Source organism: Sporosarcina sp. QA0331 (assembly GCF_055808055.1).
This window is the reverse complement of the sequence record NZ_CM147850.1, coordinates 2,801,950-2,815,165: the sequence shown is the minus strand read 5'-3', so window position 1 is coordinate 2,815,165 and position 13,216 is coordinate 2,801,950. Positions and strand designations below refer to the sequence as shown.

Annotated in this window: 14 protein-coding genes and 1 tRNA gene; 14 read left to right on the top strand and 1 reads right to left on the bottom strand. The window is 46.2% G+C overall.

Translation table 11 applies throughout. The features are described 5' to 3' along the window. Window positions 1-27 precede the first annotated feature (27 nt). The gene (gene whiA / locus AC0L13_RS14265; protein WP_473640695.1) at window positions 28-975 is read left to right on the top strand and encodes a DNA-binding protein WhiA; all 948 of its coding nucleotides are present in this window, start codon (window positions 28-30) and stop codon (window positions 973-975) included. Window positions 976-1,006: 31 nt separating this feature from the next. Then, window positions 1,007-1,264, top strand: a complete 258-nt coding sequence (locus tag AC0L13_RS14260) for an HPr family phosphocarrier protein (RefSeq protein ID WP_473640693.1) — start codon at window positions 1,007-1,009, stop codon at window positions 1,262-1,264. Between the two features lie 101 nt (window positions 1,265-1,365). Here the strand turns inward: AC0L13_RS14260 and AC0L13_RS14255 are convergent. Further along, window positions 1,366-1,437 (bottom strand) — tRNA-Arg (locus tag AC0L13_RS14255). Window positions 1,438-1,621: 184 nt separating this feature from the next. Between AC0L13_RS14255 and clpP the strand changes: the two genes are divergently transcribed. The 12 genes from clpP (at window position 1,622) to AC0L13_RS14195 (ending at window position 13,212) form a co-directional block, all read left to right on the top strand. Further along, window positions 1,622-2,230 (top strand): ATP-dependent Clp endopeptidase proteolytic subunit ClpP, encoded by a 609-nt coding sequence (clpP, locus tag AC0L13_RS14250; protein WP_473640692.1) that lies wholly within the window; start codon window positions 1,622-1,624, stop codon window positions 2,228-2,230. Window positions 2,231-2,432: 202 nt separating this feature from the next. After that, window positions 2,433-3,011, top strand: a complete 579-nt coding sequence (locus tag AC0L13_RS14245) for a LemA family protein (protein ID WP_473640690.1) — start codon at window positions 2,433-2,435, stop codon at window positions 3,009-3,011. 20 nt (window positions 3,012-3,031) lie between these two features. Continuing rightward, window positions 3,032-3,829: a TPM domain-containing protein gene (locus AC0L13_RS14240; RefSeq protein WP_473640688.1), complete on the top strand. Its 798-nt coding sequence runs from the start codon at window positions 3,032-3,034 to the stop codon at window positions 3,827-3,829. Between the two features lie 261 nt (window positions 3,830-4,090). Next, on the top strand, window positions 4,091-4,318 hold the full coding sequence (locus AC0L13_RS14235) for a glutaredoxin family protein (RefSeq protein WP_473640686.1): 228 nt from the start codon (window positions 4,091-4,093) through the stop codon (window positions 4,316-4,318). Window positions 4,319-4,453: 135 nt separating this feature from the next. Continuing rightward, a complete protein-coding gene (locus AC0L13_RS14230; protein ID WP_473640684.1) occupies window positions 4,454-5,488 on the top strand; it encodes a sugar-binding transcriptional regulator in 1,035 nt (344 codons plus the stop codon). 50 nt (window positions 5,489-5,538) lie between these two features. After that, window positions 5,539-6,546: a type I glyceraldehyde-3-phosphate dehydrogenase gene (gene gap, locus AC0L13_RS14225; protein ID WP_473640681.1), complete on the top strand. Its 1,008-nt coding sequence runs from the start codon at window positions 5,539-5,541 to the stop codon at window positions 6,544-6,546. A gap of 444 nt (window positions 6,547-6,990) precedes the next feature. Next, a complete protein-coding gene (locus AC0L13_RS14220) occupies window positions 6,991-8,172 on the top strand; it encodes a phosphoglycerate kinase (protein ID WP_473647023.1) in 1,182 nt (393 codons plus the stop codon). A 13-nt stretch (window positions 8,173-8,185) separates the two neighbouring features. Further along, a complete protein-coding gene (gene tpiA / locus AC0L13_RS14215) occupies window positions 8,186-8,947 on the top strand; it encodes a triose-phosphate isomerase (RefSeq protein WP_473640679.1) in 762 nt (253 codons plus the stop codon). Further along, on the top strand, window positions 8,940-10,466 hold the full coding sequence (gene gpmI / locus AC0L13_RS14210; protein WP_473640677.1) for a 2,3-bisphosphoglycerate-independent phosphoglycerate mutase: 1,527 nt from the start codon (window positions 8,940-8,942) through the stop codon (window positions 10,464-10,466). Before tpiA ends, gpmI begins: the two co-directional genes overlap by 8 nt. Before the next feature lie 17 nt (window positions 10,467-10,483). Further along, window positions 10,484-11,779: a phosphopyruvate hydratase gene (gene eno / locus AC0L13_RS14205; protein WP_473640675.1), complete on the top strand. Its 1,296-nt coding sequence runs from the start codon at window positions 10,484-10,486 to the stop codon at window positions 11,777-11,779. Between the two features lie 298 nt (window positions 11,780-12,077). Continuing rightward, entirely contained in the window at window positions 12,078-12,305 is a 228-nt protein-coding gene (gene secG / locus AC0L13_RS14200; protein WP_473640673.1) for a preprotein translocase subunit SecG, read from the top strand. A 160-nt stretch (window positions 12,306-12,465) separates the two neighbouring features. Beyond that, on the top strand, window positions 12,466-13,212 hold the full coding sequence (locus AC0L13_RS14195) for an alpha/beta hydrolase (protein ID WP_473640671.1): 747 nt from the start codon (window positions 12,466-12,468) through the stop codon (window positions 13,210-13,212). Window positions 13,213-13,216 lie beyond the last annotated feature (4 nt).

Sequence of the window (13,216 nt, the reverse complement as noted above, 5' to 3'; positions counted from 1 at the left end):
TCATCGCCGAGAGAGAGGGGGAAAATCATGTCTTTTGCATCTGAAGTGAAGAAGGAACTGACACAAATCGATTCCAAGGAATGCTGTGTGAAAGCGGAAATTGCCGCCTTCATTAGGATGAACGGTGCCCTATCGTTTTCAAATAAACAATTGAGCTTGGACGTACAAACAGAAAATGCGGCAATTGCAAGAAGACTTTATTCAAACATCAAGCGATTATATCCTTATAAAGTCGAATTGCTCGTTCGTAAAAAAATGCGCCTGAAGAAGAACAACGTCTACATATGCCGAATTCGGGATGGTGCAAAGCAATTATTAGAGGACCTTTATATCCTGACAGGAACCTTTCAATTTAAAAATGAAATTGTAGAGCAATTGGTTAAAAAGAAATGCTGCCAGAAGTCCTATTTGCGTGGTGCATTCCTCGCAGGAGGTTCTGTCAACAATCCCGAAACGTCCTCCTATCATTTGGAGATTTTCTCTTTTTACAAAGAGCATAGCGAAGCGTTAGTGGAATTAATGAATAAATACCAATTGAATGCGAAATCGATTGAACGGAAAAAAGGCTATATCGCCTATTTGAAAGAGGCGGAGAAGATTTCAGATTTTCTTGGAATCATCGGCGCACATGTATCGTTGATGAAATTTGAAGACGTTCGGATTCTGAGAGATATGCGAAACAGCGTCAATCGCCTTGTCAATTGTGAAACCGCTAACTTGAATAAAACAATCGGAGCGGCACAACGGCAAGTTGAAAATATTAAATTCATCCAGAGTACGATTGGATTGGATCAATTACCTGACCGTTTGCAGGAAATCGCTCAGCTGCGCATCGATAACCAGGACGTCACATTGAAAGAGCTCGGTGAAATGGTGAGTGGCGGTACGGTTAGTAAATCGGGCGTGAATCATCGCCTCCGTAAAATTGAAGAAATCGCGGAAAGCCTCCGCAGTGGAGGAATTGTTAGCCGATAAAATAGACGAGTCAGAGAGGAGTCGAAGGAGTATGGCAGAAAGAACGCTTGAAGTAAAAATGAAAACCGGATTACAAGCACGACAAGCTGCACTTTTCGTGCAGGAAGCAAATCGATTCACGGCGGACGTTTTTTTGAAAAGAGATGAACGCCAAGTGAACGCGAAAAGTATTATGGGTGTAATGAGCTTGGCAATCGCGAGAGGTGCCGAAGTGACATTGATCGCTGAAGGCGTCGACGAGGAGCAAGCAATCGAAAAGCTATCTGCGCTTGTTGAGAACGAAAATTAATATAAAAAACAGCCGTTTCACTATGTAAATAGGAAACGGCTAAAAAATAAAAAAGCCGTAAACATGTTTTCATGTTTACAGGCTTCTTTAAAAACTCTATACGCCCTCGGCAGGAGTCGAACCCACATTTCAAGAACCGGAATCTTGCGTGCTATCCATTGCACCACGAGGGCAATTTATTACTGCTATCAGTAACAGACAAGATTAATTATACAAAGAAAGTGGTATGATTGCAATACCTAATTTGAAAGCGTTATATTTGACCTTTATTGACCATAATATGTATGATAGATGTACAGTTGAAACAACTGGTTTCAGCAGAACGAAAATCCTGACCCATCATAAGGAGGAAATAACATGAATTTAATACCTACAGTTATTGAGCAAACGAACCGGGGAGAGCGCGCTTATGATATCTACTCCCGTTTATTGAAAGACCGTATCATCATGCTAGGGAGCGCAATCGACGACAATGTAGCAAACTCGATTGTTGCGCAATTGCTTTTCCTAGAAGCAGAAGATCCAGATAAGGACGTATCGATCTATATCAACAGCCCGGGCGGCAGCATCACTGCGGGGATGGCGATTTACGATACGATGCAATTCATCAAACCGGACATCCAAACAATCTGTATCGGTATGGCTGCATCAATGGGATCTTTCCTTTTGACTGCAGGAACGAAAGGGAAACGTTATGCGCTTCCTAACGCAGAAGTAATGATTCACCAACCACTTGGAGGAGCGCAAGGGCAAGCGACTGAAATCGAAATCGCAGCAAAACGCATTCTTTTCCTACGTGAAAAATTGAACACGATCCTTTCCGAGCGCACAGGCCAGCCTGTCGAAGTAATCGCGAAAGACACAGATCGTGATAATTTCATGACAGCTGAACGTGCGAAGGAATATGGTTTGATCGACCACATCATCACGCGCAGCGACATGAAAGAATTGGATTCGAAAAAATAATAGCTGTACTTGAGACCGACTCTGTTTATGGAGTCGGTTTTTTATATTACCTAAAGATCCATTCTTATGAACAAGTGCTCAATTATTTTATTGCGGGTTTGAAACCTTTTCGCAAGACATACGATAAATAGTATACCTGCTCAAGTGTTTGGGAGTCGATTCCGGTTGGGTAATGAAAATATATCGAATGGAGTGTGAAAAGATGAAAAAGATATTAGGACCATTAGCGATAATTGTTGTCATTCTTGTAATTCTCGGCGTCATGCTCGTCCCGAGCTATAACAAATTTGTCAATCTGGAAGAGGATGTCGATAAGTCGTATGCACAAGTTGAGAATCAGCTACAGCGCAGGCTTGATTTGATTCCCAACTTGGTGAGCACGGTCAAAGGATATGCAAGTCACGAGAAAGAAGTAATTGCTGAAATATCCGATGCACGTTCGAAGCTTGCGGGAGCTAGCGGACCGGAAGAGCAGGCAGCTGCTGATACTGAGCTTTCGAACGCACTTGGCCGATTGCTCGTCGTTGTAGAAAACTACCCGGATCTAAAAGCGAACCAGAACTTTACACAATTGATGGATGAGCTTGCCGGAACGGAAAACCGAATTGGCGTTGCAAGGATGGACTACAACAACGTCGTAGCGGATTATAATCGACAAACAAAGCGTTTTCCAGGTAGACTCGTCGCTTCAATTTTTGGATTCGACGAGAAGGAATATTTCAAAGCGGATGCAGCTGCGAATGAAGCGCCTAAAGTCGATTTCGGAGATGACAGCAAGTGATCCGTAGGGCATTCCGATGCATGATCATTGTATGTCTTACCATCATGATCATGCCGGCAATGGCGTTCGCAGCTGACGTCCCGCCATGGAATACACAGGATTACTTCATACAGGACCATGCGAATATCCTGTCAACGGAACAGAAAGCCGAGCTGAACCGGTTAGGTAAACAGTTGAATGACGCAACGGGGGCAGAGCTTGCGGTACTCACTTTACCAAGTATAGGGGACGAACCGATAGAGGATTTTGGTGTAAAGGCGTTCAGGGAATATCAGCTTGGTAAGAAAGATGAACAAAACGGTGCTTTGCTAATTGTGACGACCATTCCGAATTCAGATGATGACAGGCATTTTAGATTGATCACGGGCTACGGTCTGGAAGGTGCCTTACCTGACGGGAAAGTCGGCAGGATTATGGATGAAGTCGCTGTACCGTATTTGCAAAATGAACAACCAGATATGGCGATTATGAATGCATACAAGTCTTATTATAATGAAATTGCTGAGGAGTATGGATGGGACGGCGAAGTTGCCGAAGTGAACACACTCGCAGGACAAGGTGGTTCGGGCATTGGCATCCCATCACCAATTATCATATTAATCATCATCTATCTGCTATTCCGCTTTATGGGTGGCGGCCGCGGAGGTGGCGGCGGTCCAGGTGGCCGAAGAAGAGGTAGAGGTGGCCCGATTTTCTTCCCTGGCTCCTTTGGAGGAGGCGGCGGTTTCGGTGGTGGCGGAGGCTTCGGCGGCGGTGGAGGTGGCTTCTCCGGTGGTGGTGGATCAACCGGCGGAGGCGGCGCTGGACGAAGTTGGTAATAAATTTTACTATGAATTTCAATGAAAGGCAGTTCGAGGTTTGAACTGCTTTTTCTATTGGTTTGTAGAAGCGTCCGCTTGACTCCTGCGGGAAAGCGAGACACGCGAGACCCTGCAGGAGTGAAGCGACGAAGCGGCTCGGTGCTCGCCCGCGGTAAGCTTCGGAAAACCTGAGAGGACATTTACGGCATTCCGCAAAACTTTTTGCGGAATGCCGTTTTTCATTTATACTAAAAGAAAACGGTAATCGAGGTGTCCAGTATGCATGTCCAGTTCTACACAAAAAAAGGCTGTCATTTATGTAACGAGGCGGAATCGATGATGAAGCTCGTTCAGGAGGATTTTCCGCTAACGTGGTCGACGATCGACATTGAAACAGATGATGAAAGCCATGAAAAATATATGCTAATGATCCCAGTCGTAGAGAAGGATGGCGAAGTCCTTTTATACGGTTCCATCAGCTACGTTGACTTGGTTGATTTATTCTAAAATATGTTAAGAAGTTTGAACTTATTGGCAGTAAGGTATATACTAATAATAAGAAATATATTTTTTTGCACTAGGTGGGACAAATAAAATATAGGTGGGCCAAAAATGTCCTATCGTTGAAAGAGGGGCTTTCCTATGATCTCGAAAATTATAGAGGCGCAAAGAAAGCTTGTGCCAGAAATGATGGAGTTATTGCATCAGCGGTACAAAGTTTTAAAATTCATTGAAGTGGCGGGTCCGATTGGCAGAAGACCGCTTGGCCAGATGGCGGACATTTCGGAACGGGAATGTCGAAACCTGATGGAGATGTTGCGGTCAGAAGGACTGATTCGTGTTGCGAAAGAAGGCGCTACCATTACGCTAGAAGGGGCAGCCGTCCTCGACACACTCGGGTCAACAATCGAAGAATGGACCGGACATGGATTGATTGAAAGGAAATTGGGCGAATTGCTAGGCATTCAATGCGTGCAAATTGTTCCCGGAGATTGTGATGTAAATCCAGCGGTGAAAAGTCTGATTGGTAAAGAAGCTGCTGAGGAATTCATGAGTCGAATAAGTGACAGCCAAATTATTGCTGTCACGGGAGGCAGCTCGGTAGCGGCAATTCCGCATCATATTCATACGATCGAAAATGCCGACCGTTTACACTTCATTGCTGCAAGGGGAGGGGTTGGCGACGATATCGGATTACAAGCAAACGTCATCGCCGCCTCTTTCGCTGAAGCGAGCGGAGGGACATATAGCACGTTTTACTACCCCGAATCGCTAAGTGCTGAAGCGCATGAAGTTTTCAAGCGGGAGCCTACCGCCATCGAGATGATGGAACTGTATGAGAAGACAGATTGCGTCCTGCATGGAATTGGGAATGCGCACCGTATGGCAGACTTGCGCAATACACCTGAGAACGAGATTATTCATTTGCAAGAGCAAGATGCAAAAGGTGAAGCATTCGGCTATTACTTCGATGGCAGCGGAAATGTCGTCCATCGTATTCGAACGGTCGGTATTCAGACGGAGCAGTTGAAGAAAGTTCCGCTTATTATTGCTGTAGCAGGCGGGAAAAGCAAAGCCGAAGCGATCATGTCCTATATGGCAAGCGCTCCCCGACAAACGATTCTTGTCACGGATGAAGGAGCAGCGCGTGCCATGCTGATGAAAATGGAAGGTTAACACGAGTGAATAACGCAAATACTTGTATAGAATCTTAGGAGGTAATGGAAATGACGATTAAAATGGCAATCAACGGATTTGGACGTATTGGAAGAGTAGTTATGAGAGAAGCAAGAAAGCATGATGAAATCGAAATCGTGGCAGTAAACGATTTGACAGATGCACAAATGCTAGCGCATCTATTGAAATACGATTCGGTACACGGGATTTTTGAAGCTGAAGTTAGCTCAGAAGAAGACTACCTCATCGTCGATGGAAAGAAAATTAAAGTATATGCTGAAAAAGATCCTTCCCAATTGCCTTGGGGCGAATTGGATGTCGATGTCGTCATCGAATCGACTGGCGTATTCCGGGATGAAAAAGCATTGATGAAACATATCGAAGCAGGCGCGAAAAAAGTAATCTTGTCTGCACCTGCAAAAGGAGACATGAAGACGCTCGTCATGGGTGTGAATGAAGAGTCTTATGATCCTCAAAATGACAATATCGTTTCGAACGCATCATGTACGACAAACTGCCTAGCGCCTGTCGTCAAAGTGTTGCAAGACAAATTCGGCATTAAGCGCGGTATGATGACGACTGTCCACTCATACACGAATGACCAACGCATTTTGGATTTGCCGCATTCCGACTACCGACGTGCGCGTGCAGCTGCTGAGTCAATGATCCCTACGACGACTGGTGCAGCTTCAGCAGTAACGAAAGTCATTCCAGAATTGAAAGGGAAATTGGACGGAATGGCTGTCCGCGTGCCGACGCCGAACGTATCTCTCGTCGACTTCGTAGCTGAACTTGGAACAGACGTAACAGCGGAAGACGTGAACGCTGCTTTGAGAAAGGCTTCGGAAAATGAATTGAAAGGCATTCTCTTCTATAATGAGATTCCGCTCGTTTCGACGGATTATAACGGCAACACTGCATCATCGACTGTCGACGGTCTATCAACGATGGTATTGGACAATAATATGGTGAAGGTCATCGCTTGGTATGACAATGAATCAGGTTATTCTGCCCGATGCATCGATTTAGCCCTTTACATGAATGAAAGAGGTATCTAACTTATACGTCTAGACTCCGGGCGCCAGGGACTCGGGGTCATAAGGCGAAGATGCTATGTGGCAAAAAGCGCCACGCCGCATCTTCGCCTTATGCCTGTCGCCCCTAGGCAGGCGCCCTACGCTTTTGTAACGACTAGACTCCGGGCGCATGAAGGCTGCCTTAATTTCTGCAAAAACCGCAGAAATACGGCAAATCGAACCCTTCGCAGTTCGATTGGCTCGGGTCATAAGTCAGCTCCGCTGCACGGCAAAGGGCGCCGTATCGCAGATCTGCCTTATGCCTGTCGCAGCTAAACGAGCGCCCTTCGCTTTTGTATTAGCCATTCTTATGGCGACCCATTATAATAGATAGATGGGTAGGAGGAACGGAGAGACCCGTTCCTTTTTTTTACATTCCTCGCCGTTTTTGGCGCTCAACTTTCTTGGAAGGGTGCGGTTTACATGATAGCCAAACAAACAATCAAAGATATTGAACTGAACGGGAAACGCGTTTTTTGCCGCGTCGATTTCAATGTGCCGATGGAAAACGGTGAAGTAGCGGATGATACGAGAATCCGCGCCGCTGTTCCGACAATTGAATTCATGGCAGAGCAAGGGGCGAAAGTCATTCTCGCCAGTCACCTTGGAAGGCCAAAAGGTGATGTGAACGAAGAAATGCGACTTACGGCAGCCGGTAAAAGATTATCGGAGCTACTTGGAAAAGACGTGAAAAAGCTTGATTCTTCCATCGGAGAAGAAGTTGAACAAGCAGTCGCCGACATGAAACCGGGCGACATCATTCTTCTTGAAAATGTCAGATTCCATGCTGGGGAAGAAAAGAATAATCCGGAGCTTGCGAAAAAGTTTGCGGATCTAGCCGATGTCTTCGTCAACGATGCATTCGGAGCGGCACACCGTGCACACGCTTCTACTGCGGGGATTGCACAATACATTCCGGCTGTAAGCGGATTCTTGCTTGAGAAGGAACTGGAAGTGCTCGGGAAGGCATTGTCGAACCCGGAGCGTCCGTTCACAGCAATTATCGGCGGCGCGAAAGTGAAGGACAAGATTGGTGTCATTGACAATCTCCTGGACAATGTGGACCACTTATTGATCGGCGGCGGCCTATCGTATACGTTTACGAAAGCGCAAGGCTATGAAACAGGCAACTCGTTAGTCGAAGAAGACAAAATTGAGCTCGCTCAATCATTCATTCAAAAAGCGAAAGAGAAAAACATCAAACTCCATTTGCCAATTGATGCAGTAGTGGCCGATGCATTTTCCGAGAATGCCAATGTGAAAACGGTGAAGATCGACGAAATCCCGGATGGTTGGATGGGTCTCGATATCGGACCGGAAACGGCTGAACTGTATGCGGATATCATTAAAAATTCCAAGCTCATCATTTGGAACGGGCCGATGGGCGTGTTCGAAATGGAACCATTTGCTGCAGGTACGAAGAAAGTTGCGGTGGCAATGGCTGAAACGGAAGCTTACACAGTTATTGGTGGAGGAGATTCTGCCGCGGCTGTCGAAAAGTTCGACGTTGCAGATAAGATGGATCATGTGTCAACTGGCGGCGGCGCGTCATTGGAGTTCATGGAAGGAAAAGAATTGCCTGGCGTAACTGCGCTGAATGATAAGTGACGGAGGAAGAAAAATGCGAAAACGAATCATTGCAGGAAACTGGAAAATGTATAAAACGATCGGAGAAGCAAAGAACTTTGTAACTGAAGTGAAAGACCGCTTGCCGGAAACAGATAAAGTCGAAGCAGTCATTTGCCCACCTTCTCTATACTTGTCCGAACTTGTAGGGTTAACAGAAGGCACTCCTTTGAAAATTGGTGCTCAAACGATGCATGATGTCGATGAAGGTGCGTTCACAGGAGAATTAAGCCCGAAAATGCTGGCGGATCTGAATGTGCCATTCGTCATTCTGGGCCATTCTGAACGTCGCCAATATTTCAATGAAACGGATGAAGCGGTGAATCGTAAAGTATTGGCAGCCTTCTCGAAAGGATTGACGCCAATTGTTTGTGTCGGTGAAAGCCTTGACGAGCGGGAAGCTGGGAAGACTGTAGAAACAGTAGCAGACCAAGTGAAAAAAGCGTTTGAAGGCGTGAGCGCAGAGCAGGCAAAAGCTGCAATCATCGCCTACGAGCCGATTTGGGCAATCGGAACAGGCAAAACGGCGACAGCGCAAGATGCGAATGAAGTATGCGGGGAAATCCGCGCTGAAATCGGAAAACTATACGACGATGGAACAGCTTCGGCAATTCGCATTCAATACGGCGGCAGCGTGAAACCAGGCAACATCGGCGAACTTCTGTCGATGGAACATATCGATGGTGCGCTTGTCGGGGGAGCTAGTCTTGAACCGGATTCATTCCTTGAAATGATCGGGGTTGCGGCGAATGACTAAAGCACCTGTCGCATTGATTATTTTGGATGGCTTCGGGCTGAGGGAGGAACGGTTCGGCAATGCGGTTGCACAAGCGAGCACACCGAACTTCGACATCCTTTGGAATGAATATCCGCATTCTACGTTGACCGCTTGCGGTGAAGCTGTCGGCCTCCCTGAAGGGCAGATGGGGAATTCGGAAGTTGGCCATCTGAACATCGGCGCAGGCCGGATCGTCTATCAAAGCTTGACGCGAATCAATAAGTCCATCAAGGACGGGGACTTCATGGCGAAACCGGCGTTGCTTGGGGCAATTGACCATGTAAAACAGAACGACTCATCCCTTCATCTGATGGGACTGCTTTCGGACGGCGGCGTACATAGCCATTATGAGCATTTATTTGCCCTCCTTCGGCTTGCCAAAATGAATGGCATTAAAAAAGTATATATACATGCATTCCTGGACGGACGGGACGTCGGACCGCAAACAGCTCCAGGCTATGTCGAGCAGACAGAAAAGGTGTTGGAAGGACTCGAAGTCGGTAAGATCGCCACAGTTTCTGGCCGATTTTATGCGATGGATCGGGATAAAAGATGGGACCGGGTGGAGCGCGCATACCGGGCGATTGTAGACGGTACGGGTGCTACATTCAAAACAGCTACGGAAGGCATACTATCTTCGTATGAGGCTGGCATCCACGATGAGTTTGTGGAGCCGTTCATCATTGAGGAAGATGGCAAGCCGCTCGCAACAGTGAAAGACGGGGACGCGGTCGTCTTCTTCAATTTCCGTCCCGATCGTGCGATTCAATTATCGAGGGCGTTTACAGATCCGGCGTTTGACGGCTTCCATACAGGACCTGAAACGTTCGAAAACTTGAAGTATGTCACATTTACACAGTATAGTGATGAAGTTAGGGCGGACGTTGTTTTTGGAAATGAAAATTTGCAGAACACGTTAGGTGAAGTGCTTTCGAAAAATGGGCTTCGACAGCTGCGCATTGCCGAAACAGAAAAATATCCGCATGTGACGTTTTTCATGAGTGGCGGCAAAGAAGATGAATTCGAAGGCGAGAAAAGGATTCTGATCGCAAGTCCGAAAGTCGCGACGTATGATTTAAAGCCCGAAATGAGCGCCATTGAAGTAACAGAGGCGTTGCTGAAAGAGATCGAGGATGAAACGCAGGACGCGATCATCCTCAACTTTGCAAATCCTGACATGGTCGGGCATAGCGGAATGCTTGAGCCGACGATTAAAGCGATCGAAACGGTCGATGCTTGCCTTGGAAGGATTATCGACGCATTGTTGCTAAAAGGCGGAACGGCAATCGTCACTGCGGATCACGGGAACTCCGATGAAGTCGTGACGATAGAAGGAAAGCCGATGACCGCTCATACGACAAATCCGGTGCCGGTCATTATTACAAAACCTGATATCGATTTGCGGGAAGGCGGTATACTATCAGACCTTGCCCCGACAATGCTAAAATTATTGGAAATCGAACAGCCGGAAGAAATGTCCGGAACACCATTATTCTAATAAAGGGAGAGATTGAAATGCCAATCATTACTCATATCCAATCAAGAGAAGTTCTTGATTCACGCGGAAATCCGACTGTTGAAGTCGAAGTGTTTACAGAAAGCGGAGCGTTCGGCCGTGCCATCGTTCCTTCAGGAGCTTCCACAGGTGAATACGAAGCAGTCGAACTACGCGACGGCGACGCATCCCGCTACCTTGGAAAAGGAGTTTTGAAAGCGGTCGATCATGTCAACGAAATCATTGCGGATGAAATCGTAGACAATTATTCAGTGCTCGATCAAGTTGTCATCGACAATGCGCTGCTTGAACTGGAAGGTACGAAAAACAAAGGCAAGCTCGGCGCAAATGCGATCCTTGGCGTTTCAATGGCAGTAGCACACGCTGCAGCGGATTACTTGGACGTTCCGCTTTACCAATACCTTGGAGGAGTCAATGCGAAGCAATTGCCAGTTCCAATGATGAATATTTTGAATGGTGGCGAGCATGCGGATAACAACGTCGACATCCAAGAATTCATGGTCATGCCTGTAGGCGCGGAATCTTTCCGTCATGGTCTTCGCATGGGAGCTGAAATTTTCCATAGCTTAAAAGACGTGTTGAAATCGAAAGGCCTTAACACTGCAGTAGGTGATGAAGGCGGCTTCGCACCAAACTTGGCGTCTAACGAAGAAGCGCTTGCTACAATTATGGAAGCAATCGAAAATGCTGGTTACAAAGCCGGTGAAGAAGTACTGCTTGCAATGGATGTAGCTTCTTCCGAGTTCTACGACAGCAAAGAGAACCTATACCGTCTTGCAGGAGAAGGAATTACAAAAACTTCTGAAGAAATGGTTGCATGGTATGAAGAGCTATGCTCAAAATACCCGATTGTTTCGATCGAAGACGGTCTTGACGAAAACGACTGGGCTGGTCACAAGTTATTGACAGAGCGCCTAGGCTCGAAAGTCCAATTGGTCGGAGACGATCTATTCGTTACGAACACAGAGAAATTGGAGCGCGGTATAGAAGAAGGCGTCGGCAACTCAATCCTTATCAAAGTGAACCAAATCGGTACATTGACAGAAACATTCGATGCGATCGAAATGGCGAAACGCGCGGGCTACACAGCAGTCATCTCTCACCGTTCCGGCGAATCCGAAGATACAACAATCGCTGACATCGCGGTCGCGACTAATGCGGGTCAAATTAAGACTGGTGCACCTTCCCGTACAGACCGTGTTGCGAAATATAACCAATTACTTCGCATCGAAGACCAATTGGATGAAACAGCTGTCTACTTAGGAGCTAAAACGTTCTATAACTTAAAAAAATAACAACAATAATCAGCCGGCTTTGACCGGCTGGTTGTTTTTAAGTTTGTAGTTCGTATTCTTGAGCGCGGGACAGGAATCTTGAGCGCGGGACAGGAATCTTGAGCGCGAAACTGGAGTCTTGAGCGCAGAACTGAAATCTTGAGCGCGGAACTGGAATCATGAGCTCAGAACTGAAATCTTGAGCGCTAAACTAAAAACATGAGCGCAAAACCGCAATCTTCCCGAAACTTGTTGTAACAGTTAAATATGTTTGATAGAATATAAATGTTGTTATGCTCGATTCAGGAGGTGGAACAAAGTGCATCCTTTGTTAATGACGTTGCTATTAATCGTATCATTGGCGTTGATCGTCGTTGTATTATTGCAATCCGGAAAAAGTGCAGGTCTGTCTGGAGCCATCTCCGGTGGTGCCGAACAACTTTTTGGAAAACAGAAAGCACGTGGACTAGACTTAGTGCTTCAAAGAGTGACAATTGTACTTTCAATTTTATTTTTCGTTTTGGCGATCGCCATCGTGAAATTTTAATCGGAACTATATAATCACATAACTGACAAACGCCTGGCCACCCGTATGGTCGGGCGTTTTTTTCCATCATAAAAAGGGAAAGATAGGATACATAAGGCTTTTTTATTTAAATCTGCATGAATTTTTGTAATGCTGGGATGGAAGGGAAAGGATGAGGGATATGAGAATTGCACAGCCGAAGCCATTCTTTTTTGAAAGTGGCAAACGGGCCGTCTTATTATTGCACGGCTTCACAGGAACATCCGCAGACGTCCGGATGCTTGGCCGTTTTCTAGAAAAGAATGGCTACACATCACTAGCTCCGCACTATAAAGGACACGGTGTCCCGCCTGAACAACTGATCGAAACAGGTCCGGACGAATGGTGGGAAGATGTCATCGCGGGCTATAATGAATTAAAGGAAGCGGGCTACGAAGAAATCGCAATCGGCGGATTATCACTAGGTGGCGTATTTTCATTGAAATTAGGGGTTAAAATGCCTGTGAAGGGTATTGTAACTATGTGCTCGCCAATGGTTATGAAAACTCCGGATAAATTGTATGAAGGCGTTTTGAAATATGCCTCCGACTATAAAAGATATGAAGGAAAATCGAAAGCCGAAATCGAAGAAGAAGTTGAAGCGCTCCGCGGCAAAACGATGCCATCTCTTGCTGAGTTGACGCCGCTAGTCGATGAAGTAAAGGGACAGCTTCCGGAAATCGATGCTCCGCTTCTCGTCATCCAATCACGAAAAGACGAAGTGATCGATCCTAATTCGGCCAACATCATTTACGAGAATGCATCTTCTGAAAAGAAGCAGATTGAATGGTATGAAAAATCCGGCCATGTCATTACACTTGGACCGGAAAAAGAACATCTTCACGAAACAGTATTTGAATTTCTTGAATCACTAGACTGGAACGTGTGAAAAT